Source organism: Mesorhizobium sp. WSM4817 (assembly GCF_055811135.1).
In genome coordinates this window covers 23,996-43,767 of sequence record NZ_JBVVQQ010000038.1, presented here as the reverse complement: position 1 = coordinate 43,767, position 19,772 = coordinate 23,996, and the positions used below count along the sequence as shown (strand labels likewise).

Annotated in this window: 32 protein-coding genes; all 32 read left to right on the top strand. The window is 62.4% G+C overall.

What is annotated here, in order from left to right; all coding sequences use genetic code 11:
* Positions 1 to 76, top strand: a 76-nt coding sequence (locus AC0L2K_RS31925; RefSeq protein ID WP_454589835.1) for an EF-Tu C-terminal domain-related protein, incomplete at its 5' end; no start/stop codon positions are given.
* A 63-nt stretch (positions 77 to 139) separates the two neighbouring features.
* Positions 140 to 448 (top strand): 30S ribosomal protein S10, encoded by a 309-nt coding sequence (gene rpsJ / locus AC0L2K_RS31920; RefSeq protein WP_006205468.1) that lies wholly within the window; start codon positions 140 to 142, stop codon positions 446 to 448.
* 140 nt (positions 449 to 588) lie between these two features.
* Positions 589 to 1,335: a 50S ribosomal protein L3 gene (gene rplC, locus AC0L2K_RS31915; RefSeq protein WP_236372875.1), complete on the top strand. Its 747-nt coding sequence runs from the start codon at positions 589 to 591 to the stop codon at positions 1,333 to 1,335.
* On the top strand, positions 1,335 to 1,955 hold the full coding sequence (gene rplD / locus AC0L2K_RS31910; protein ID WP_027154042.1) for a 50S ribosomal protein L4: 621 nt from the start codon (positions 1,335 to 1,337) through the stop codon (positions 1,953 to 1,955). Before rplC ends, rplD begins: the two co-directional genes overlap by 1 nt.
* The gene (locus AC0L2K_RS31905; protein ID WP_010909275.1) at positions 1,952 to 2,245 is read left to right on the top strand and encodes a 50S ribosomal protein L23; all 294 of its coding nucleotides are present in this window, start codon (positions 1,952 to 1,954) and stop codon (positions 2,243 to 2,245) included. Before rplD ends, AC0L2K_RS31905 begins: the two co-directional genes overlap by 4 nt.
* Positions 2,246 to 2,268: 23 nt before the next feature.
* Positions 2,269 to 3,102: a 50S ribosomal protein L2 gene (gene rplB / locus AC0L2K_RS31900; protein WP_128177330.1), complete on the top strand. Its 834-nt coding sequence runs from the start codon at positions 2,269 to 2,271 to the stop codon at positions 3,100 to 3,102.
* Positions 3,103 to 3,118: 16 nt separating this feature from the next.
* Complete coding sequence (gene rpsS, locus AC0L2K_RS31895) at positions 3,119 to 3,397, top strand: 30S ribosomal protein S19 (protein WP_006205463.1); 279 nt, start codon at positions 3,119 to 3,121, stop codon at positions 3,395 to 3,397.
* 2 nt (positions 3,398 to 3,399) lie between these two features.
* Positions 3,400 to 3,789 (top strand): 50S ribosomal protein L22, encoded by a 390-nt coding sequence (rplV, locus tag AC0L2K_RS31890; RefSeq protein ID WP_023799292.1) that lies wholly within the window; start codon positions 3,400 to 3,402, stop codon positions 3,787 to 3,789.
* The gene (gene rpsC, locus AC0L2K_RS31885) at positions 3,789 to 4,514 is read left to right on the top strand and encodes a 30S ribosomal protein S3 (protein ID WP_023799291.1); all 726 of its coding nucleotides are present in this window, start codon (positions 3,789 to 3,791) and stop codon (positions 4,512 to 4,514) included. The genes rplV and rpsC overlap by 1 nt, the downstream gene beginning before the upstream one ends.
* A 27-nt stretch (positions 4,515 to 4,541) precedes the next feature.
* Complete coding sequence (gene rplP, locus AC0L2K_RS31880) at positions 4,542 to 4,955, top strand: 50S ribosomal protein L16 (protein WP_023799290.1); 414 nt, start codon at positions 4,542 to 4,544, stop codon at positions 4,953 to 4,955.
* A 13-nt stretch (positions 4,956 to 4,968) separates the two neighbouring features.
* The gene (rpmC, locus tag AC0L2K_RS31875) at positions 4,969 to 5,169 is read left to right on the top strand and encodes a 50S ribosomal protein L29 (protein WP_023799289.1); all 201 of its coding nucleotides are present in this window, start codon (positions 4,969 to 4,971) and stop codon (positions 5,167 to 5,169) included.
* 11 nt (positions 5,170 to 5,180) lie between these two features.
* Entirely contained in the window at positions 5,181 to 5,420 is a 240-nt protein-coding gene (gene rpsQ / locus AC0L2K_RS31870) for a 30S ribosomal protein S17 (protein WP_023799288.1), read from the top strand.
* A gap of 72 nt (positions 5,421 to 5,492) precedes the next feature.
* Entirely contained in the window at positions 5,493 to 5,861 is a 369-nt protein-coding gene (gene rplN / locus AC0L2K_RS31865; protein ID WP_006205457.1) for a 50S ribosomal protein L14, read from the top strand.
* 12 nt (positions 5,862 to 5,873) lie between these two features.
* Positions 5,874 to 6,188: a 50S ribosomal protein L24 gene (rplX, locus tag AC0L2K_RS31860; RefSeq protein ID WP_013531428.1), complete on the top strand. Its 315-nt coding sequence runs from the start codon at positions 5,874 to 5,876 to the stop codon at positions 6,186 to 6,188.
* Entirely contained in the window at positions 6,181 to 6,759 is a 579-nt protein-coding gene (rplE, locus tag AC0L2K_RS31855; protein ID WP_023799287.1) for a 50S ribosomal protein L5, read from the top strand. Before rplX ends, rplE begins: the two co-directional genes overlap by 8 nt.
* A gap of 27 nt (positions 6,760 to 6,786) precedes the next feature.
* Positions 6,787 to 7,092, top strand: a complete 306-nt coding sequence (gene rpsN, locus AC0L2K_RS31850; RefSeq protein ID WP_023799286.1) for a 30S ribosomal protein S14 — start codon at positions 6,787 to 6,789, stop codon at positions 7,090 to 7,092.
* Positions 7,093 to 7,104: 12 nt separating this feature from the next.
* On the top strand, positions 7,105 to 7,503 hold the full coding sequence (gene rpsH, locus AC0L2K_RS31845; RefSeq protein ID WP_006205453.1) for a 30S ribosomal protein S8: 399 nt from the start codon (positions 7,105 to 7,107) through the stop codon (positions 7,501 to 7,503).
* Positions 7,504 to 7,614: 111 nt separating this feature from the next.
* The gene (rplF, locus tag AC0L2K_RS31840) at positions 7,615 to 8,148 is read left to right on the top strand and encodes a 50S ribosomal protein L6 (RefSeq protein WP_023799285.1); all 534 of its coding nucleotides are present in this window, start codon (positions 7,615 to 7,617) and stop codon (positions 8,146 to 8,148) included.
* Positions 8,149 to 8,340: 192 nt separating this feature from the next.
* A complete protein-coding gene (gene rplR, locus AC0L2K_RS31835; protein WP_023799284.1) occupies positions 8,341 to 8,700 on the top strand; it encodes a 50S ribosomal protein L18 in 360 nt (119 codons plus the stop codon).
* A 156-nt stretch (positions 8,701 to 8,856) separates the two neighbouring features.
* Entirely contained in the window at positions 8,857 to 9,420 is a 564-nt protein-coding gene (rpsE, locus tag AC0L2K_RS31830; RefSeq protein WP_006333394.1) for a 30S ribosomal protein S5, read from the top strand.
* Positions 9,421 to 9,444: 24 nt separating this feature from the next.
* Entirely contained in the window at positions 9,445 to 9,642 is a 198-nt protein-coding gene (rpmD, locus tag AC0L2K_RS31825) for a 50S ribosomal protein L30 (protein WP_006205449.1), read from the top strand.
* 22 nt (positions 9,643 to 9,664) lie between these two features.
* Positions 9,665 to 10,138 (top strand): 50S ribosomal protein L15, encoded by a 474-nt coding sequence (rplO, locus tag AC0L2K_RS31820; RefSeq protein WP_027154037.1) that lies wholly within the window; start codon positions 9,665 to 9,667, stop codon positions 10,136 to 10,138.
* Positions 10,139 to 10,328: 190 nt separating this feature from the next.
* Positions 10,329 to 11,669 (top strand): preprotein translocase subunit SecY, encoded by a 1,341-nt coding sequence (gene secY / locus AC0L2K_RS31815; RefSeq protein ID WP_023799282.1) that lies wholly within the window; start codon positions 10,329 to 10,331, stop codon positions 11,667 to 11,669.
* On the top strand, positions 11,666 to 12,286 hold the full coding sequence (locus AC0L2K_RS31810) for an adenylate kinase (RefSeq protein WP_128248293.1): 621 nt from the start codon (positions 11,666 to 11,668) through the stop codon (positions 12,284 to 12,286). Before secY ends, AC0L2K_RS31810 begins: the two co-directional genes overlap by 4 nt.
* A gap of 191 nt (positions 12,287 to 12,477) precedes the next feature.
* On the top strand, positions 12,478 to 12,846 hold the full coding sequence (rpsM, locus tag AC0L2K_RS31805; protein ID WP_023799280.1) for a 30S ribosomal protein S13: 369 nt from the start codon (positions 12,478 to 12,480) through the stop codon (positions 12,844 to 12,846).
* 139 nt (positions 12,847 to 12,985) lie between these two features.
* The gene (rpsK, locus tag AC0L2K_RS31800; protein ID WP_023799279.1) at positions 12,986 to 13,375 is read left to right on the top strand and encodes a 30S ribosomal protein S11; all 390 of its coding nucleotides are present in this window, start codon (positions 12,986 to 12,988) and stop codon (positions 13,373 to 13,375) included.
* Between the two features lie 205 nt (positions 13,376 to 13,580).
* Positions 13,581 to 14,591: a DNA-directed RNA polymerase subunit alpha gene (locus tag AC0L2K_RS31795; protein WP_023799278.1), complete on the top strand. Its 1,011-nt coding sequence runs from the start codon at positions 13,581 to 13,583 to the stop codon at positions 14,589 to 14,591.
* 144 nt (positions 14,592 to 14,735) lie between these two features.
* Positions 14,736 to 15,167 carry a 50S ribosomal protein L17 gene (rplQ, locus tag AC0L2K_RS31790; protein ID WP_023799277.1) on the top strand — a complete coding sequence of 144 codons (432 nt, stop codon included), beginning with the start codon at positions 14,736 to 14,738 and terminating at the stop codon, positions 15,165 to 15,167.
* Positions 15,168 to 15,361: 194 nt separating this feature from the next.
* On the top strand, positions 15,362 to 16,849 hold the full coding sequence (locus AC0L2K_RS31785; RefSeq protein WP_128248294.1) for a DegQ family serine endoprotease: 1,488 nt from the start codon (positions 15,362 to 15,364) through the stop codon (positions 16,847 to 16,849).
* Positions 16,850 to 16,900: 51 nt separating this feature from the next.
* Positions 16,901 to 18,211, top strand: coding sequence for a replication-associated recombination protein A (locus AC0L2K_RS31780; protein ID WP_473533261.1), 1,311 nt, complete (start codon positions 16,901 to 16,903; stop codon positions 18,209 to 18,211).
* A gap of 67 nt (positions 18,212 to 18,278) precedes the next feature.
* Complete coding sequence (gene crcB / locus AC0L2K_RS31775) at positions 18,279 to 18,656, top strand: fluoride efflux transporter CrcB (RefSeq protein WP_128248296.1); 378 nt, start codon at positions 18,279 to 18,281, stop codon at positions 18,654 to 18,656.
* A 133-nt stretch (positions 18,657 to 18,789) separates the two neighbouring features.
* Complete coding sequence (locus tag AC0L2K_RS31770; RefSeq protein WP_091591186.1) at positions 18,790 to 19,770, top strand: RluA family pseudouridine synthase; 981 nt, start codon at positions 18,790 to 18,792, stop codon at positions 19,768 to 19,770.
* The last annotated feature ends 2 nt before the right edge of the window (positions 19,771 to 19,772 follow it).

Here is a 19,772-nt window from a genome sequence, read left to right as displayed (position 1 = left end):
AGAGAAGCTGCGCTTCGCCATCCGTGAAGGCGGCCGCACCGTCGGTGCCGGCATCGTCGTCACCATCAAAGAGTAATTTGGACTTAAACCGATCTGTCGCGGGCGCTGCCCGCGCCGCGCCAGAACAAGGAAGTGACGCATGAACGGACAGAATATCCGCATCCGCCTGAAGGCGTTTGATCACCGGGTGCTTGACGCCTCGACGCGGGAAATCGTGTCGACGGCCAAGCGCACCGGCGCCAACGTCCGCGGCCCCATTCCGCTGCCGACGCGGATCGAAAAGTTCACGGTCAACCGGTCGCCTCACGTCGACAAGAAGAGCCGCGAGCAGTTCGAGATGCGCACGCACAAGCGTCTGCTCGACATCGTCGATCCGACCCCGCAGACGGTCGACGCTTTGATGAAGCTCGATCTTGCCGCCGGTGTCGACGTCGAGATCAAGCTCTAAGGAACCAGAGCGGCGGGGCGACCCGGAACTCTGAAGGAACAAGAGGCGTGGAGGGGCGAAAGCCCCGACAGGGAACTCTGAAGGAACAAGAGGCGTGGAGGGGCGACAGCCCCGACAGGGAACTCTAAAGGAATGAACCGATGCGTTCAGGTGTGATTGCAAAGAAGGTGGGAATGACCCGCATCTACAACGATGCCGGGGAACATGTTCCCGTCACCGTTCTCCAGATGGAGAACTGCCAGGTCGTGGCGCAGCGCACGCAGGAGAAGAACGGCTATACCGCCGTCCAGCTCGGCGTTGGCCTTGCCAAGGTGAAGAACACGTCGAAGGCGATGCGCGGCCATTTCGCGACCGCTTCCGTCGAGCCGAAGGCCAAGGTTGCCGAGTTCCGCGTCTCCGCCGACAACATGATCGATGTCGGCGCCGAGATCACCGTCGATCATTTCGTCGTCGGCCAGAAGGTCGATGTGACGGGAACCACGATCGGCAAGGGTTTCCAGGGCGTCATCAAGCGGCACCACATGGGCGGCGGCCGCGCGACCCACGGCAACTCGGTCTCGCACCGTACGCACGGCTCGACCGGCCAGCGCCAGGACCCGGGCAAGGTGTTCAAGGGCAAGCATATGGCCGGCCACATGGGTGACACCCGCGTCACCACGCAGAATGTCGAGGTCGTCTCGACCGATGCCGATCGTGGTCTGATCCTGATCCGCGGCGCGGTTCCCGGTTCGAAGGGCGCCTGGATCCTGGTCCGTGACGCGGCCAAGGTTGCGCTGCCGGCCAACGCGCCGAAGCCCGCCGCAATCCGCGCCATTGCAACCAATGGTGGCGCCAAGAACGATGCCCCGGCCACAGCAGATGTCCCGGCCACAGAGGGAGCGGAATAATGGACCTCAAGATCACAACGCTTGGCGGCAAGGACGCCGGCAAGGTGAAACTCTCCGAGGAGATTTTCGGCCTTGATCCGCGCGAGGACATCCTGCAGCGCGTCGTGCGCTGGCAGCTTGCCAAGAAGCAGCAGGGCACGCACAAGACCAAGGGTCGCGCCGAGATCGCCCGCACCGGCGCCAAGATGTACAAGCAAAAAGGCACGGGCCGCGCCCGTCACCATTCGGCACGCGCTCCGCAGTTCCGCGGCGGCGGCAAGGCCCACGGCCCGGTCGTCCGCAGTCACGAGCACGATTTGCCGAAGAAGGTGCGTGCGCTGGGCCTCAAGCATGCGCTCTCGGCCAAGGCCAAGAGCGCCTCGCTCATCATCATTGATGAGCTGATGCTGACTGAGGCCAAGACCAAGGCGCTGATCGCGAATTTCGCGACGCTGGGCCTGTCCAACGCCCTGCTGATCGGCGGCGCCGAGCTCGATAAGAATTTCAAGCTGGCGGCGACGAACATCCCGAACATCGACGTGCTGCCCATCCAGGGCATCAACGTCTACGACATTCTGCGCCGCGGCACGCTGGTCCTTTCGAAGGCCGCCGTCGAGGCTCTCGAGGAGCGCTTCAAATGACCGACCTTCGTCACTACGACGTGATCGTCTCGCCGGCGATCACCGAAAAGTCGACCATGGCTTCCGAGCAGAACCAGGTCGTCTTCAACGTCGCCAAGAAGGCGTCGAAGCCGGAAATCAAGGCTGCCGTCGAAGCGCTGTTCGGCGTCAAGGTGATGGCCGTGAACACGCTTGTCCGCAAGGGCAAGATCAAGCGCTTCCGCGGCACGATCGGCCGCCAGAGCGACGTCAAGAAGGCGATTGTGACGCTGGCCGACGGCCAGTCGATCGACGTCGCGACGGGTCTCTGAGCAAGACCGCGAGGACAACAGACATGGCACTGAAAAAATTCAACCCGATAACGCCGAGCACCCGCCAGCTGGTCATCGTCGACCGCTCGGGCCTCTACAAGGGCAAGCCCGTCAAGGGCCTGACCCAGGGCCTGACCAAATCGGGCGGCCGCAACAATTACGGCCGCATCACCGCCCGCTTCATCGGCGGCGGTCACAAGCGTACGTACCGCATCATCGACTTCAAGCGCCGCAAGTTCGACATTGTCGGCACGGTCGAGCGTATCGAATACGATCCGAACCGCAGCGCCTTCATCGCGCTGATCAAGTATGACGATGGCGAGCTGTCTTACATCATCGCTCCGCAGCGCATTGCTGCCGGCGACAAGATTGTGGCCGGCGAAGCGGTCGACGTGAAGCCGGGCAATGCAATGCCGCTGGCCTCGATGCCGGTCGGCACGATCGTCCACAACATCGAGCTGAAGCCGGGCAAGGGCGCCCAGGTTGCCCGTTCGGCTGGCGGTTATGCCCAGCTCGTCGGCCGCGACCAGGGCATGGCGATCCTGCGCCTGAACTCCGGCGAGCAGCGTGTCGTCCACGGCTCGTGCATGGCCACTGTCGGCGCCGTGTCCAACCCGGACCACGGCAACATCAATGACGGCAAGGCAGGCCGTACGGTGTGGCGGGGAAAACGTCCGCACAACCGCGGCGTGACCATGAACCCGGTCGACCATCCGCACGGCGGCGGCGAAGGCCGCACCTCGGGTGGCCGCCATCCGGTTTCGCCTTGGGGCAAGCCGACCAAGGGCAAGAAGACGCGGTCCAATAAGGCGACCGACAAGTTCATCCTGCGCTCGCGCCATCAGCGCAAGAGCTAAGAAGAGGTAACGCCAAGTGACTCGTTCGATTTGGAAAGGCCCCTTCATCGACGGCTACCTTCTCAAGAAGGTGGACAAGGTTCGTGAAGGTGGTCGCAATGAGGTGATCAAGATGTGGAGCCGTCGCTCCACCATCCTGCCGCAGTTCGTCGGCTTCACCTTCGGTGTCTACAACGGCCAGAAGCACGTTCCCGTTTCGGTGAACGAGGACATGGTCGGCCACAAGTTCGGTGAATTCGCTCCGACCCGGACCTATTACGGTCACGGCGCGGATAAGAAGGCGAAGAGGAAATAATCATGGGCAAGGCCAAAGCTCCGCGCAGGCTTGCTGACAACGAAGCGCGCGCCGTGTTGCGCACGATCCGTATCAGCCCGCAGAAGCTGAACCTGGTTGCCGCGCTGATCCGCGGCAAGAAGGTCGCGACAGCGCTTTCCGATCTCGAATTCTCGGCCAAGCGGATTTCCGGCACGGTCAAGAAGACGCTGGAATCGGCGATCGCCAACGCGGAAAACAACCACGACCTCGACGTCGATGCGCTGATCGTGGCGGAAGCCTATGTCGGCAAGTCGATCGTCATGAAGCGGTTCCATGCCCGTGGCCGTGGCCGCGCCAGCCGTATCGAGAAGCCGTTCTCGCACCTCACGATCGTCGTTCGTGAAGTCGAAGAAAAAGTGGAGGCCGCATAATGGGCCAGAAAATCAATCCGATCGGTCTGCGTCTCGGCATCAACCGCACCTGGGATTCGCGCTGGTTCGCCAACACCGGCGAGTACGGCAAGCTGCTGCATGAGGACATCAAGATCCGCAAGTATCTTGAAAAGGAACTCAAGCAGGCTGCGATTTCGAAGGTCGTGATCGAGCGTCCGCACAAGAAGTGCCGCGTCACCATCCATGCGGCGCGTCCGGGCCTGATCATCGGCAAGAAGGGCGCCGACATCGAGAAGCTTCGCAGGAAGCTGATGGAGATGACGAAGTCCGAGACGCATTTGAACATCGTCGAAGTGCGTAAGCCGGAGATCGACGCGACGCTGGTCGCCCAGTCGATCGCCCAGCAGCTCGAGCGCCGCATCGCGTTCCGCCGCGCCATGAAGCGCGCCGTGCAGTCGGCGATGCGCCTCGGTGCCGAAGGCATCCGCATCAACTGCGCCGGCCGTCTCGGCGGCGCCGAGATCGCGCGCATGGAATGGTATCGCGAAGGTCGCGTGCCGCTGCATACGCTGCGCGCCGACGTCGACTACGGCACGGCCGAAGCACACACCGCCTACGGCATCTGCGGTGTCAAGGTCTGGGTGTTCAAGGGCGAAATCCTCGAGCACGACCCGATGGCTTCGGAGCGCCGCGCCACCGAGGGCGATCATGCGCATGGCGGTGGTGGTGAGCGCGAACGCGGTCGCCGTCGCGAAAACGCCTGAGACAGTTGAGAATTTGGAGTTAGAACGATGCTGCAGCCAAAGCGCACAAAGTTCCGCAAGCAGTTCAAGGGTCGTATCCATGGTGCCGCCAAGGGTGGCACCAATCTGGATTTCGGCGGTTTCGGGCTGAAGGCGCTTGAGCCGAACCGCGTCACTGCGCGTGAGATCGAGGCGGCCCGCCGCGCGATCACCCGCGAGATGAAGCGCGCCGGCCGCGTCTGGATCCGTATCTTCCCGGACGTGCCGGTGACGTCGAAGCCGACCGAAGTCCGCATGGGCAAGGGCAAGGGCGCGGTCGATTACTGGGCGGCGCGCGTCAAGCCCGGCCGCATCATGTTCGAGATCGACGGCGTCAATGAGGAAACCGCCCGTGAGGCGCTGCGTCTCGGCGCAGCCAAGCTCTCGGTCAGGACGCGCTTCGTACAGCGCATCGCAGAATAAGGACGGGCTGATCATGAAAGCCGAAGACATCCGGACCAAGACCCAGGACCAGCTGACCGACGAATTGGCCAGCCTGAAGAAGGAGCAGTTCAATCTGCGCTTCCAGAAGGCCACCGGCCAGCTCGAGAAGACCGCGCGCGTGAGGCAGGTCCGCAAGGACATTGCGCGTATCAAGACCATCGCTGCGGAAAAATCCGCGGCTAAGAAGGCTTAAGGACGAAAACCATGCCAAAGCGCATTCTGCAGGGCACCGTCGTCAGCGACAAAAACGAGAAGACGGTTGTCGTCAAGGTCGAACGGCGCTTCACGCATCCCGTGATGAAGAAGACCGTGCGCATGACCAAGAAGTACAAGGCGCACGACGAGAACAACGCCCACAAGGTCGGCGATCAGGTGTTCATCCAGGAATCGAAGCCGATTTCCAAGGACAAGCGCTGGACCGTCGTGTCTTCGGACCAGGCGTAAAACAACGAATTTTGGACAGACCGGGGAGGGGCTTTGCGCCCGTCCCGCTAGAAGAGAAGAAGGCGGCCAGTCATGATTCAGATGCAAACAAACCTCGACGTCGCGGATAATTCCGGCGCCCGTCGTGTCATGTGCATCAAGGTGCTGGGCGGCTCGAAGCGGAAATACGCTTCCGTGGGCGACATCATCGTGGTGTCGATCAAGGAAGCCATCCCGCGCGGCCGCGTCAAGAAGGGCGATGTGATGAAGGCGGTCGTGGTTCGCACGGCCAAGGACATCCGCCGCCCGGACGGCAGCGTGATCCGTTTCGACAAGAACGCGGCCGTTCTCGTCGACAACAAGAAAGAGCCGATCGGCACGCGTATCTTCGGACCGGTTCCGCGCGAACTCCGCGCCAAGAACCACATGAAGATCATCTCGCTCGCGCCTGAAGTGCTGTAAGGAGCCGGACCAATGCAGAAGATTAGAAAAGGCGACAAGGTCGTCGTGCTGGCCGGCAAGGACAAGGGCCGCTCGGGCGAAGTCCTCTCGGTACAGCCGAAGGAAGACACCGCGCTGGTGCGCGGCGTCAACATGATCCGTCGTCACCAGAAGCAGTCCCAGTCCCAAGAGGGCGGGATCATCACCAAGGAAGCGCCGATCCAGCTGTCGAACATCGCGCTGGCCGACCCCAAGGATGGCAAGCCGACCCGTGTCGGCTTTATCTTCCAGAAGGACGGCAAGAAGGTGCGCGTCGCCAAGCGCTCGGGAGAAGTCATCAATGGCTAAGGCTCAAACCAAGCAGGCGACTGCCCAGAACACGCCGCGCCTCAAGCAGGTCTACAACGAGACCATCCGCAAGGCGCTGCAGGAGCAGTTCGGCTACGAGAACGAGATGCAGGTTCCGCGCATCGACAAGATCGTGCTGAACATGGGCGTCGGCGAGGCGACCGGCGACTCGAAGAAGCCTTCGATCGCAGCGGAAGATCTTGCGCTGATCGCCGGCCAGAAGGCCGTCGTCACCCATGCGCGCAACTCGATCGCCGGCTTCAAGGTCCGCGAAAAGATGCCGATCGGCGCCAAGGTCACGCTGCGCAAGGAACGCATGTACGAGTTCCTCGACCGCCTCGTGAACATCGCGCTGCCGCGCGTCCGCGACTTCCGCGGGCTCAATCCGAAGAGCTTCGATGGCCGTGGCAACTATGCCATGGGCATCAAGGAACACATCGTGTTCCCGGAGATCAACTACGACAAGGTTGATCAGATCTGGGGCATGGACGTCATCGTTTGTACGACTGCGAAGACGGACGACGAAGCCAGGGCATTGCTCAAGGCCTTCAACTTCCCCTTCCGCCAGTAACGGCAGCGAGAAAAGGAAAAATCTGAAATGGCAAAGACCAGCTCAGTCGAGAAGAACAACAGGCGCCGCAAGCTTGTGGACCAGTACGCTGCCAAGCGTAAGGTCCTCAAGGCGATCATCATGGATCAGTCCAAGCCTATGGAAGAGCGCTTCCGCGCTCAGCTGAAGCTTGCGGCACTGCCGCGCAACTCGGCCAAGATCCGCATCCGCAACCGCTGCGAAGTCACCGGACGTCCGCGTGCCTATTATCGCAAGCTCAAAGTATCGCGCATCGCGCTTCGTGATCTCGGCAATAACGGCCAGATCCCGGGCCTGGTCAAGTCGAGCTGGTAAGGAGGACATAACATGTCATTGAGCGATCCTCTCGGCGATATGCTGACCCGCATCCGCAACGCCTATGGCCGCAAGAAGTCGAGCGTTTCGACGCCGGCCTCGCGCCTGCGCACCCGCGTCCTCGACGTGCTGAAGGCGGAAGGCTATATCCGCGACTACAGCCAGACCGACTTCGACAACGGCAAGTCCGAAATCGAGATCGAGCTGAAGTATTTCGACGGTGCGCCGGTGGTGCGCGAAATCGCCCGCGTCTCGAAGCCGGGCCGTCGCGTTTACGTTTCGGCGAAGTCGATCCCGCACGTCGCCAACGGCCTCGGCATCGCCATCCTTTCGACGCCGAAGGGCGTGATGGCCGACCACGAAGCGCGTGAACAGAATGTCGGCGGGGAAATCCTCTGCCAGATCTTCTGATCTGGAGCGCGATCCCGAACCGAACCACGCTGTGAAACGTGGAACCCGGATTCGGACAAGATCACGCTCGAAACAGAGACCTGAAACAAGAGAAGTGACGAGGACAACAAAATGTCTCGTATTGGAAAGAAACCCGTTTCGCTGCCGCAGGGCGTGACCGCGACCGTCGACGGCCAGACCGTCACGGCGAAGGGCCCCAAGGGTGAGCTGAAGTTCGTGGTCAACGACGAAGTGCTGGTCAAGATGGAAGGCAGCGAGATCGCTGTCCAGCCACGCGACCAGACCAAGACCGCCCGTTCCAAATGGGGCATGTCGCGCACGCAGATCGTCAACATCCTGCAGGGCGTCAAGGACGGTTTCGAAAAGAAGCTCGAGATTACCGGCGTCGGCTATCGCGCCGCCATGCAGGGCAAGAACCTGCAGCTGGCGCTCGGCTTCAGCCATGACGTCGTCTACGAAACGCCGCAGGACATCACCATCACCGTGCCGAAGCCGACGGAAATCACCGTGACCGGCATCGACAAGCAGAAGGTCGGTCAGGTCGCTGCCGAGATCCGCGAATATCGCGGTCCTGAGCCGTACAAGGGCAAGGGCGTTCGTTACGCTGGCGAGAAGATCGTCCGCAAGGAAGGCAAGAAGAAGTAATTTCGTCAATGGTGAATGGTGAATGGTAAAATGGCAGCAGGATGGGCAGGAGCCGGGCGGCACCTGGTTTCTACCTTTCACCATTTTTCCATTCACCATTCACTGCAAGTCAACGCCGCGGGGAGCGGTCGCGGGAGGCTTGTCCTACCGCACAGGGTTGCCCCCGTTTTTTGAAGGCAAGGAACTGATATCATGGGCTCGAAAGACTCCACCCAACGCCGCGCTCAGCGCGTCCGCCGCCAGATCAAGAAGGTCGCCGGCGAGCGTCCGCGTCTGTCGGTCCACCGCACGTCGAAGAACATCTACGTCCAGGTCATCGACGACGCCAAGGGCCACACCATCGCTGCCGCCTCGACGCTGGAGAAGGACCTCAAGGGTTCGCTCAAGACCGGTGCCGACACTGCCGCCGCTGTGGCAATCGGCAAGCTGATTGCCGAGCGCGCTTCGAAGGCCGGCGTCAAGGAAGTCGTCTTCGACCGCGGACCGTACATCTATCACGGCCGCGTCAAGGCGCTGGCCGAGGCCGCCCGTGAAGGTGGCTTGAGCTTCTAAAGCGTGATCCTGAACCGGAGGTCAGCGCAGCAATAAGTTGCAGACTTTTTGGATAAGATCATGCGAACGGAAAAATGAGTTTCGCTCCCGGCAACCCACAGAGGGAACCGGATATCATCATCAACCGTGCTTCCGGAAAAAAACAAGGAACAGGATATGGCACAGGAACGTAGGGATGGCGGCCGCGGCCGTGATCGCGAAGAGCGAGACGACGGCATGGTGGACAAGCTCGTCCACATCAACCGCGTCGCCAAGGTCGTCAAGGGCGGCCGGCGCTTCGGCTTTGCAGCACTCGTCGTCGTCGGCGACCAGAAGGGCCGCGTCGGCTTCGGTCATGGCAAGGCGCGCGAAGTGCCGGAGGCGATCCGCAAGGCGACCGAATCGGCCAAGCGCGACATGATCTTCGTGCCGCTGCGCTCGGGCCGTACGCTGCATCACGACGTCGAAGGACGCTGGGGCGCCGGACGCGTTCTGCTGCGCGCTGCCAAGCAGGGTACCGGCATCATCGCCGGCGGCCCGATGCGCGCCGTCTTCGAGACGCTCGGCATGCATGACGTGGTCGCCAAGTCGATGGGTTCGTCGAACCCCTACAACATGGTTCGCGCCACCTTCGACGCGCTGAAGAGCCAGATGCATCCCAAGGATGTGGCTGCCGCGCGCGGCATCAAGTATTCGACCCTTCAGGCCCGCCGCGGCACCGCCGTTGCGGCCGAAGAATAGTCGCGCTGACCAGGGATATTGACCATGGCCAAGAAAGCAACCAAGACCATCACCGTCGAGCAGATCGGTTCGCCGATCCGCCGGCCGAAGGAGCAGCGCGCGACGCTGGTCGGCCTCGGCCTCAACAAGATGCACAAGCAGCGCACGCTGGAGGACACCCCCTCCGTGCGCGGCATGATCGCTGCCGTCCAGCATCTCGTCCGCGTCGTGGACGAGGGCTGAACCAGAGCGCAGGAGAACTCAGATGAAACTCAACGATCTGCGTGACAAGGACGGCGCGACGCATTCCAGGAAGCGTCTCGGCCGCGGCATCGGTTCCGGCTCGGGCAAGACCGCCGGTCGCGGCGTCAAGGGCCAGAAGGCGCGCTCCGGCGTCGCCGTCAACGGCTTCGAAGGTGGCCAGATGCCGCTCTACCGGCGCTTGCCGAAGCGTGGCTTCAACAACATCTTCGCCAAGAGCTTTGCCGTCGTGTCGCTGGCCCGCATCCAGGCTGCGCTCGATGCCAAGAAGCTCGACGCCAAGACGACCGTGACCGCCGAAGCGCTGGTCGCGGCCGGCGTCATCCGCCGCGTCAAGGACGGCGTGCGCATCCTCTCCGACGGCGAGATCAAGTCGAAGCTTGCCTTCGACGTGGCCGGCGCCTCCAAGGCTGCCATCGAGAAGATCGAAAAGGCCGGCGGTTCGGTGAAGCTGCCGGAAAAGGCAGCAGCCGAGTAACGGCGATTTGAAGCGCGATCGGCAGAGCGGGACACGTTTCGCTTTTGATTGCGCTTTGATCTGCTCAATATGGCGGCCGCGTCAACGCGGCCGCTTGCATGTTTGCAGTCCGGAGCTTATCTCGTGAGCTTCGGTGACACGCGCCGCCTGAGTTGCGGGCCATCGAGCGTGACCAAGCGGAGAATCAGGCATGGCTTCGGCTGCTGAACAACTAGCCTCGAATCTGAATTTCTCGGCCTTCGCCAAGGCGGAGGATCTGAAGAAGCGCATCTGGTTCACCGTTGGTGCGTTGCTGGTCTACCGCCTCGGCACCTATATCCCGCTGCCCGGCATCAATCCCGACGCTTTCGCCCAGGCCTTCTCGTCGCAGAGCAAGGGCGTGCTTGGCATGTTCAACATGTTCGCCGGTGGCGCCGTCGAGCGCATGGCGATCTTTGCCCTCGGCATCATGCCCTATATCTCCGCTTCCATCATCATGCAGCTGATGACCTCCGTCATCCCGTCACTGGAGTCGCTGAAGAAGGAAGGCGAGCAGGGCCGCAAGGTCATCAACCAGTATACTCGCTACGGCACCGTGCTTTTGGCGCTGGTCCAGGCCTACGGCATTGCGGTCGGACTGGAAGGCGGCAGCGGCATCGTCAGCGATCCCGGCATGTTCTTCCGCATCTCGACCGTCATCACGCTGGTCGGCGGCACCATGTTCCTGATGTGGCTCGGCGAGCAGATCACCGCCCGCGGCATCGGCAACGGCATTTCGCTGATCATCTTTGCCGGCATCGTCGCTGGCCTGCCGCAAGCCATCTCCGGTACGCTGGAACTTGGCCGCACCGGCGCGCTGTCGACCGGCCTGATCCTGGCGATCATCGTTCTTGCCGTCGTCGTCATCGCGCTGATCGTGTTCTTCGAGCGCGCCCAGCGGCGCTTGCTGATCCAGTATCCCAAGCGCCAGGTCGGCAACCGCATGTTCCAGGGCGACACCTCGCACCTGCCGCTCAAGCTCAACACCGCCGGCGTCATTCCGCCGATCTTTGCCTCTTCGCTGCTGTTGCTGCCGGCCACGGTCGCCGGCTTCTCGCAGACGACCAACATGCCAGCCTGGGCCAGCACCGTCCTGGCTGCACTCGGCCATGGCCAGCCGCTCTACATGGCGTTCTATGCGGCGATGATCGTGTTCTTCGCCTTCTTCTATACGGCGATCGTCTTCAACCCGAAGGACACCGCCGACCAGCTCAAGAAGCATTCGGGTTTCATTCCGGGCTACCGTCCGGGCGAGCGCACCGCGGATTACATCGACTATGTCCTTACCCGCATAACTGTCGTCGGCGCTATTTATCTGGTGCTGGTGTGTCTGCTGCCCGAGTTCCTGATTTCAGCGACTGGCGTACCATTCTACCTCGGTGGCACATCGCTTCTGATCGTGGTCAGTGTAACGCTCGACACGGTGGCGCAAATTCAGGGTCACCTGATCGCGCACCAGTATGAGGGCCTGATCAAGAAGTCGAAGCTGCGCGGGGGGAAGAAGGCCAGATGAGGTTGATATTGCTTGGGCCGCCAGGGGCGGGCAAGGGGACGCAAGCACAAAGACTGGTAGAAAAATACGGCATTCCCCAACTTTCCACGGGCGATATGCTGCGCGCTGCTGTCCAGGCCGGCACCGAAGTCGGCAAACGGGCCAAGGCGGTGATGGATGCTGGCGAACTGGTTTCCGACGCCATCGTCAACGCCATTGTCGCCGAGCGCATCGATCAGGCCGATTGCGCCGGGGGATTCATCCTTGACGGATATCCGCGAACCCTGGTGCAGGCGGACGCGGTTGAATCGATGCTCTCGGCTCGCCGCCTCACTCTCGATGCCGTCATCGAGCTTGTCGTCGACGACAAGGCGCTGGTTGGTCGAATCGGCAAGCGCGCCGAAGAGGCCAAGGCCGCGGGTCTGCCGGTGCGCAAGGACGACAATCCGGCGGTGTTCGAAGAGCGCCTGAAGGAGTACTACAAGAAGACGTCGCCGCTGATCGGCTACTACTATGCCAAGGGCAAGCTCAGAGGTGTCGACGGCATGGCCGACATCGATGCGGTGACGCGGCAGATCGAAGCGGTGCTCACGGCTGCGACCCCAGCGGCGGCTCAACGGTCTGCGAACGGAAAATAAACGATTGCGCTTGACTGGAGCGGTTCGCTGGGGTATGGCGGCCCGTCTTCCTATCAGGCATGAGGCTTGCTTGCCCGCAAGGGCAAGGCAGCCGCTTTGAACTGGAAACTCCCGCATGGGCCGGCCTCCACCGGACGCGGGGCAACTTTGACAGCGCCGGCTTGTCCGGCCCACATGGAGAAGAGAAGAACATGGCTCGTATAGCCGGCGTCAACATTCCGACCAACAAGCGCGTCGTCATTGCGCTTCAGTACATTCACGGCATTGGCAAGAGCTTCGCCCAGGAGATCGTCGACAAGGTCGGCATCCCGGCCGAGCGCCGCGTCAACCAGCTGACCGACGCGGAAGTGCTGCAGATCCGCGAGACGATCGACCGTGACTACCAGGTCGAGGGCGATCTGCGCCGCGAAGTGTCGATGAACATCAAGCGGCTCATGGACCTCGGCTGCTATCGCGGCCTGCGTCATCGCCGCTCGCTGCCGGTTCGCGGCCAGCGCACGCATACCAATGCGCGCACCCGCAAGGGTCCGGCCAAGTCGATCGCCGGCAAGAAGAAGTAATTTAGGGCAGTACGGGAGTAGGGCAGTAAGGCAATAGGATCGGCAGACATACTGCCCTACTGCCGTATTCCCCTACTGCCTTCTCCCTGGTGGAGCCGCTGGCATTACGGCGGTGTAGAGATCAACTGAAAGGACCATCATGGCCAAGGAAGCCACACGTGTTCGCCGTCGCGAACGCAAGAATATCTCGTCGGGCGTTGCCCACGTCAACTCGACCTTCAACAACACGATGATCACCATCACCGACGCGCAGGGCAATTCGATTGCCTGGTCGTCGGCGGGAGCCCAGGGCTTCAAGGGATCTCGCAAGTCGACCCCGTTCGCTGCCCAGATGGCTGCCGAGGACGTTGCCAAGAAGGCCCAGGAACACGGCATGCGCATGCTTGAGGTCGAGGTCTGCGGACCGGGCTCAGGTCGTGAATCGGCGCTGCGCGCATTGCAGGCAGCCGGCTTCACCATCACCTCGATCCGTGATGTGACGCCGATCCCGCACAATGGCTGCCGCCCGCGCAAGAAGCGCCGCGTCTAAAGATTATCGCCCAAAGCATTGCCTCGGCCTGAACCGAGAGCGCAGCGGTTTGGGGCAACGACAGGCATAAGAACAGAGACCTGAAGCGCTACGCGCTTTAGGGAAAAATTACCGAACGCCGCGCGAACGCCAGGAGCGTTCCTCCACGGCATTCCAGGTCGCCCGCCACGATTGGATGGTGGCGGGTCAACGGAAGGAAAGCATCATGATCCAGAAAAATTGGCAGGAACTGATCAAGCCGAACAAGATCGAGTTCTCTTCGAAGAAGAAGACGCTGACCACGCTGGTCGCCGAGCCGCTCGAGCGCGGCTTTGGCCTGACCCTCGGCAACGCGCTGCGTCGCGTGCTTCTGTCTTCGCTGCGTGGCGCGGCGGTGACCGCCGTGCAGATCGACGGCGTTCTGCATGAATTCTCGTCCATCGCCGGCGTGCGCGAGGACGTGACCGATATCGTCTTGAATATCAAGGAAATCGCCATCCGCATGGAAGGCGACGGCCCCAAGCGCATGGTCGTGCGCAAGCAGGGACCGGGCGCTGTTCTGGCCGGCGACATCCAGACGGTCGGCGACGTCGAGATCCTCAATCCCGACCACGTCATCTGCACGCTGGACGAGGGCGCAGAAATCCGCATGGAGTTCACCGTCGATACCGGCAAGGGCTACGTTCCGGCCGACCGCAATCGCGCCGAAGACGCGCCGATCGGCCTCATCCCGGTCGACAGCCTCTACTCGCCGGTCAAGAAGGTCTCCTACAAGGTCGAGAACACCCGCGAGGGCCAGGTTCTCGACTACGACAAGCTGACCATGACGATCGATACCGACGGTTCGATCTCGGGCGAGGACGCGGTGGCTTTCGCCGCCCGCATCCTGCAGGACCAGCTTGGCCTGTTCGTCAATTTCGACGAGCCGCAGAAGGAAGTCGCCGCCGAGCAGGTGACCGAGCTTGCCTTCAACCCGGCGCTGCTCAAGAAGGTCGACGAACTCGAGCTTTCGGTGCGTTCGGCCAACTGCCTGAAGAACGACAACATCGTCTATATCGGCGACTTGATCCAGAAGACCGAAGCCGAGATGCTGCGCACCCCGAACTTCGGCCGCAAGTCGCTGAACGAGATCAAGGAAGTCCTGGCGGCGATGGGCCTGCACCTCGGCATGGAAGTGCCGGATTGGCCGCCGGAAAACATCGAAGACCTCGCCAAGCGTTACGAAGATCAATACTGACCGGTGAATTGAGAATGGTGAAATGGTGAATGGTCGTCGGTCGGCGACTTCGGAGAGGTAGAGCCCTTCCATTCACCATTCACTATTGACCATTCACAAAACGAAACAGCCGGGCCAACCGCCCACAACACCAGGAGAAGAGCCATGCGCCACGGATTTAAAGGCCGCCGGTTCGCCCGCAGCATAAGCCACCGCAAGTCGATGTTTGCCAATCTTGCCGTGTCGCTCATCGAGCATGAGCAGATCCTCACCACCTTGCCGAAGGCGAAGGATCTGCGTCCGATCGTCGAGAAGCTGGTGACGCTAGGCAAGCGCGGCGACCTGCATGCCCGCCGCCAGGTGATTGCCCAGATCGGCAATGAAGGCGTCGTCAAGCGCTTATTCGACACGATCGCGCCGCGCTACGCCACCCGCAACGGCGGCTATCTGCGCATCATGAAGGCGGGCTTCCGCCACGGCGACAATGCCGCCATGGCGGTCATCGAGTTCGTCGATCGCGACACCTCGGCCAAGGGCGCCGGCGACCGTGCCCGCATCGAGGCAGAAGGCACCGACGAGGAAGCCGCAGCCGCATAAGCTTCGGTTTTCCCTCAAGGAGTTCAAAAGGGCCTGCGGGCCCTTTTGTGCGTTCTGGACGCGGTAGGGAGCATTGCGGGGACTGTCTTGACTTAAGCCCATGTCTTTTCCTCGAGAATATTCGATTACATCGACTTAGCCTTTCATTTTGCACAATCGTCGGGACAATGGCGCCCGACCCCGGAGGATTCGGAATGCGCGTAAAACGGATGTCCCTTGTTCTACTCTGCGCCTTGTTGGCGGCGGCAGTCGTGCCGGCCGCCAGGCAGGCGCTGGCTCAGGACACCAAGGCCGATCCCGGTCTGTCCGACGTGCTGACCGACATGTTGCGCGGCGCCGAAGGCGAAAATGCCACCTCCGGTCCAGACAAGCGCGTGCCGTTCGGCCGCGAGGAGATGCAACTGTCGTTTGCGCCGCTGGTCAAGCAGACGGCGCCGGCCGTGGTCAATGTCTATGCCTCGCAAACGGCCAGGCTGAGGTCGCCCTTCGACGGCGATCCGTTCTTCGAAGAGTTCTTCGGCCGTTCGCAGCCGCGTGCGCAGTCTTCGCTCGGCTCCGGCGTGCTGGTCGACCCGACAGGCATAGTGGTCACCAATTTCCACGTCATCAAGGACGCCGATCAGGTCAAGGTCGCCACCGCGGACGGGCGTGAATTCGACAGCAAGGTGCTGCTCAAGGACGAGACGCTTGACCTCGCCGTGCTCAAGATCTCCGCCGACAAGCCATTTCCGGTCGTCGCCATCGGCGATTCCGACGCGCTCGAGGTCGGCGACCTGTTGTTGGCCATCGGCAACCCCTTCGGTGTCGGCCAGACCACCACCAGCGGCATCGTTTCGGCACTTGCCCGCAGCCACATCGGCGTTTCCGATTCCAGTTTCTTCATCCAGACCGACGCTGCGATCAATCCCGGCAATTCCGGCGGTGCGCTGATCAACATGGGTGGCCAACTGGTCGGCATCAACACGGCGATCTACAGCCGCAGCGGTGGCTCGATCGGCATCGGCTTTGCTATTCCCTCCAATATGGTTCGCGCTTTTGCCGATGCGGCCAAGGCCGGGCGCGACTTCTTCGAGCGGCCCTATATCGGCGCCGAATTCGAGCGCGTGACGCCGCAAATCGCCGAATCGCTCGGTCTCGAGACGCCGACCGGGGCACTGGTTTCGTCCATCGACGAAGCCGGGCCGGCGGCCAAGGCGGGGCTCAAGGCCGGTGACGTCGTGCTGTCGCTCAATGGCACGCCGGTCGAGAGCATCGAGGCGCTGGATTACCGGATGGCGACGCTGTCGATCGGCACCAATGCCAGCTTCGCCGTTCTGAGCAAAGGCCAGCAAGCGGCGATGGACATCGCGCTGGAGCGTGCGCCGGAAGGTGCGAAACTCGCGGAAGTGACGCTCCGCGGTCGCAGCCCGTTCTCCGGCGCCAAGGTTGCGGAACTGTCGCCGCGGCTCGCCCAGCGGCTCGGCATCCGCACGGACGTCAAGGGTGTTACGGTGATCGACATCAATCGCGGTTCGCCCGCAGCCGGTTTCGGCTTCCAGCCGGGCGACATCGTTCGCGAGGTCAACGGCTTGACCATCGATACCGCGGCGACCCTGGAACAGGCAGCCATGCAGGAGACGCGCTGGTGGCGCTTTACCGTCGAGCGCGGCGGGCAGATACTGCGCCAGGTGTTGCGTTACTAAGCCCGAGCGTCGATCCTTCGGACGAGATCGCGCTCCAACGAAAAGACATGCATGGCCGATCTGTTCAGTGTCGATGAACCGGAAAAGGCGCCGCCCGGCAGGCCGCTGGCCGACCGACTGCGCCCGCAGAACCTCAGCGAGGTCGTCGGCCAGGAGCATCTGACCGGACCCGACGGCGCGCTGACGCGGCTGATCGGCTCCGGCTCGCTCGGCTCGATGATCTTCTGGGGGCCGCCCGGGACGGGCAAGACCACGGTCGCGCGGCTGCTTGCCGGCGAAACCAGCCTTGCGTTCCAACAGATATCGGCGGTGTTTTCCGGAGTCGCCGACCTGAAGAGAGTGTTCGAGGCGGCGAAGCTGCGCCGCACCAACGGCCGTCAGACGCTGCTCTTCGTCGACGAGATCCATCGCTTCAACCGCGCCCAGCAGGACAGTTTTCTGCCTGTGATGGAAGACGGCACCGTCGTGTTGGTTGGCGCCACCACCGAAAACCCCTCATTCGAGCTGAATGCGGCGCTACTGTCCCGCGCGCGCGTGCTGGTCTTCCATCCGCTCGGTGAGGACAGCATCGCAAAACTGCTGGCCCGTGCCGAGGAGACCGAGGGCAGGGCACTGCCGCTCGACGACGAGGCGAGGGCGATGCTCGTCCGCATGAGCGATGGCGATGGTCGTGCGGCGCTGACGCTGGCAGAAGAGGTCTGGCGCGCCGCCAAGTCAGGCGAGGTGTTCGGCGCCGAGGGCCTGCAGCGCATCGTCCAGCGCCGCGCGCCGATCTACGACAAGGGCCAGGACGGCCATTACAATCTGATCTCGGCGCTGCACAAATCGGTGCGCGGCTCCGACCCCGACGCCGCCCTCTATTATCTCGCCCGCATGTTCGATGCCGGCGAGGACCCGCTCTATCTCGGCCGCCGCCTGGTGCGCATGGCGATGGAGGATATCGGGCTGGCAGACCCGCAGGCGCTGGTCGTCGCCAATGCCGCCAAGGACGCCTACGACTATCTGGGCTCGCCAGAGGGCGAGCTCGCCTTCGCCGAGGCCACGGTCTATCTCGCCAGCGCGCCCAAATCCAATGCCGTCTACACCGCCTTCAAGGCCGCCACTCAGGCGGCGAAGGAGTTCGGCTCGCTGCTGCCGCCCAAACACATCCTCAACGCCCCGACCAAGCTGATGAAGGAAGAAGATTACGGCGCCGGCTACCGTTACGACCACGACGAGCCGGACGCTTTTTCCGGACAGGATTATTTTCCGGAAAAGATGGGCCGCCGTAAATTCTATGATCCGCCCGAGCGCGGTTTCGAGCGTGATATCAGGAAGCGGCTCGACTATTGGGCGAAGCTGCGCGGCAAGCGGAAAAAGTAGGCTCGCGCTACTTTCCCGCTCAGGGGCAGGGATTGACCGAGCCACCCTGTAAGGGCAGTAAACGGCGATGATCAATCTCCTCCTCGTTGCTGCGGGCGGCGCTATTGGTGCCGGGCTCCGCCACGTCGTCAATTTCGTTGCGCTGCGTTTTGTCGGCCCGAGTTTTCCCTGGGGCACGATGGCGATCAACATTGTCGGCTCCTTTGCCATGGGCCTGTTCATCACGACCCTGGCGCGGCGCTACGGCGGATCGAACGAGCTTCGGCTGTTCGTCGCCACCGGCATCCTCGGCGGCTTCACCACGTTCTCCGCCTTTTCGCTCGATTTTGCGACGCTGTGGGAGCGCGGCGCGACGCTGCCGGCGTTCGGATACGCCCTTGCCAGCCTCATTGGCGCGATCATTGCCCTGTTTCTGGGTCTTTGGCTCGCAAGAAGCCTGCCTTAATGCTATTGCCCCCGCTTGCAGCGCCGCGTGCCCCTCGGGGCGCGCCAAGGACGCTGTAGCTTTTTGATTTGCGCATGACCCTTTCCGAAGATCGATTTCAGGTCATGCGCTGGAAACGGGTAAAAACGAGACAATGGCAGGCGTAGAACAGATCACGGTGGAGGCCGGCGAGGCGGGCATGCGGCTCGACCGCTGGTTCAAGACCCATTTTCCGGGCCTTGGCTTCGGCCATCTGCAAAAACTGCTGCGCTCCGGCCAGATCCGTGTCGATGGCGGCAGGGTTAAGGCCGATACCCGCGTCGAGCCGGGCCAGACGGTTCGCATCCCACCGCTCGAAGTGGACAAGAAGGGCGAGAGCCCGCTCACCGGTCACTCGATCCGCAACCAGGGCGACGCCGACGTTCTGGCCAAGATGCTGATCCATGAAGATCCAAAAGTGTTTGTCTTCAACAAGCCGGCCGGCCTCGCCGTCCAGGGTGGCTCAGGTGTCACCCGCAATGTCGACGACATGCTGGAAGCCTGGCGCAGCCAGAAGGGCGAGAAACCGCGTCTGGTGCACCGGCTCGACCGCGACACGTCAGGCGTGCTGGTCGTCGCCCGCACCAGGCTCGCCGCCATGAAGCTTGCCGAGGCGTTCCGGGCGCGTGAGACCAAGAAGACCTATTGGGCGCTGGTCAAGGGCGTGCCGCCGAAGCGCGAGGACAAGATCTCGACTTGGCTGATCAAGGAACCGACGCCCGACGGCGACCGCGTGCGCGTCGCCAAGCATGGCGAAAAGGGCGCCGACCACGCAGTGTCTTATTACCGGATCGTCGAGCAGGCGGCGCAGACCCTGTCCTGGCTGGAGATGGAACCCTATACCGGCCGCACCCACCAGCTTCGCGTCCATGCCGCTCACATCGGCTGCCCGATCATCGGCGATCCCAAATATTTCGAGGCCGATACCAATTGGGATTTTCCCGGCGGCATGCAGAACCGCTTGCATCTGCACGCGCGCCGCATCGTCATCCCGCATCCCGACAAGGGTTTCATCGACGTCACCGCACCGATGCCGCCGCATATGCGCCAGAGCTGGAACCTGATCGGCTTCGACGACGCCAGCGCGGAGGACTAGTT

Coding starts and splice junctions, on each gene's coding strand:
- rpsJ (WP_006205468.1), top strand. CDS start 140: ATGAACGGACAGAATATCCGCATCCGCCTGAAGGCGTTTGATCACCGG.
- rplC (WP_236372875.1), top strand. CDS start 589: ATGCGTTCAGGTGTGATTGCAAAGAAGGTGGGAATGACCCGCATCTAC.
- rplD (WP_027154042.1), top strand. CDS start 1,335: ATGGACCTCAAGATCACAACGCTTGGCGGCAAGGACGCCGGCAAGGTG.
- AC0L2K_RS31905 (WP_010909275.1), top strand. CDS start 1,952: ATGACCGACCTTCGTCACTACGACGTGATCGTCTCGCCGGCGATCACC.
- rplB (WP_128177330.1), top strand. CDS start 2,269: ATGGCACTGAAAAAATTCAACCCGATAACGCCGAGCACCCGCCAGCTG.
- rplV (WP_023799292.1), top strand. CDS start 3,400: ATGGGCAAGGCCAAAGCTCCGCGCAGGCTTGCTGACAACGAAGCGCGC.
- rpsC (WP_023799291.1), top strand. CDS start 3,789: ATGGGCCAGAAAATCAATCCGATCGGTCTGCGTCTCGGCATCAACCGC.
- rplP (WP_023799290.1), top strand. CDS start 4,542: ATGCTGCAGCCAAAGCGCACAAAGTTCCGCAAGCAGTTCAAGGGTCGT.
- rpmC (WP_023799289.1), top strand. CDS start 4,969: ATGAAAGCCGAAGACATCCGGACCAAGACCCAGGACCAGCTGACCGAC.
- rpsQ (WP_023799288.1), top strand. CDS start 5,181: ATGCCAAAGCGCATTCTGCAGGGCACCGTCGTCAGCGACAAAAACGAG.
- rplN (WP_006205457.1), top strand. CDS start 5,493: ATGATTCAGATGCAAACAAACCTCGACGTCGCGGATAATTCCGGCGCC.
- rplX (WP_013531428.1), top strand. CDS start 5,874: ATGCAGAAGATTAGAAAAGGCGACAAGGTCGTCGTGCTGGCCGGCAAG.
- rplE (WP_023799287.1), top strand. CDS start 6,181: ATGGCTAAGGCTCAAACCAAGCAGGCGACTGCCCAGAACACGCCGCGC.
- rpsN (WP_023799286.1), top strand. CDS start 6,787: ATGGCAAAGACCAGCTCAGTCGAGAAGAACAACAGGCGCCGCAAGCTT.
- rpsH (WP_006205453.1), top strand. CDS start 7,105: ATGTCATTGAGCGATCCTCTCGGCGATATGCTGACCCGCATCCGCAAC.
- rplF (WP_023799285.1), top strand. CDS start 7,615: ATGTCTCGTATTGGAAAGAAACCCGTTTCGCTGCCGCAGGGCGTGACC.
- rplR (WP_023799284.1), top strand. CDS start 8,341: ATGGGCTCGAAAGACTCCACCCAACGCCGCGCTCAGCGCGTCCGCCGC.
- rpsE (WP_006333394.1), top strand. CDS start 8,857: ATGGCACAGGAACGTAGGGATGGCGGCCGCGGCCGTGATCGCGAAGAG.
- rpmD (WP_006205449.1), top strand. CDS start 9,445: ATGGCCAAGAAAGCAACCAAGACCATCACCGTCGAGCAGATCGGTTCG.
- rplO (WP_027154037.1), top strand. CDS start 9,665: ATGAAACTCAACGATCTGCGTGACAAGGACGGCGCGACGCATTCCAGG.
- secY (WP_023799282.1), top strand. CDS start 10,329: ATGGCTTCGGCTGCTGAACAACTAGCCTCGAATCTGAATTTCTCGGCC.
- AC0L2K_RS31810 (WP_128248293.1), top strand. CDS start 11,666: ATGAGGTTGATATTGCTTGGGCCGCCAGGGGCGGGCAAGGGGACGCAA.
- rpsM (WP_023799280.1), top strand. CDS start 12,478: ATGGCTCGTATAGCCGGCGTCAACATTCCGACCAACAAGCGCGTCGTC.
- rpsK (WP_023799279.1), top strand. CDS start 12,986: ATGGCCAAGGAAGCCACACGTGTTCGCCGTCGCGAACGCAAGAATATC.
- AC0L2K_RS31795 (WP_023799278.1), top strand. CDS start 13,581: ATGATCCAGAAAAATTGGCAGGAACTGATCAAGCCGAACAAGATCGAG.
- rplQ (WP_023799277.1), top strand. CDS start 14,736: ATGCGCCACGGATTTAAAGGCCGCCGGTTCGCCCGCAGCATAAGCCAC.
- AC0L2K_RS31785 (WP_128248294.1), top strand. CDS start 15,362: ATGCGCGTAAAACGGATGTCCCTTGTTCTACTCTGCGCCTTGTTGGCG.
- AC0L2K_RS31780 (WP_473533261.1), top strand. CDS start 16,901: ATGGCCGATCTGTTCAGTGTCGATGAACCGGAAAAGGCGCCGCCCGGC.
- crcB (WP_128248296.1), top strand. CDS start 18,279: ATGATCAATCTCCTCCTCGTTGCTGCGGGCGGCGCTATTGGTGCCGGG.
- AC0L2K_RS31770 (WP_091591186.1), top strand. CDS start 18,790: ATGGCAGGCGTAGAACAGATCACGGTGGAGGCCGGCGAGGCGGGCATG.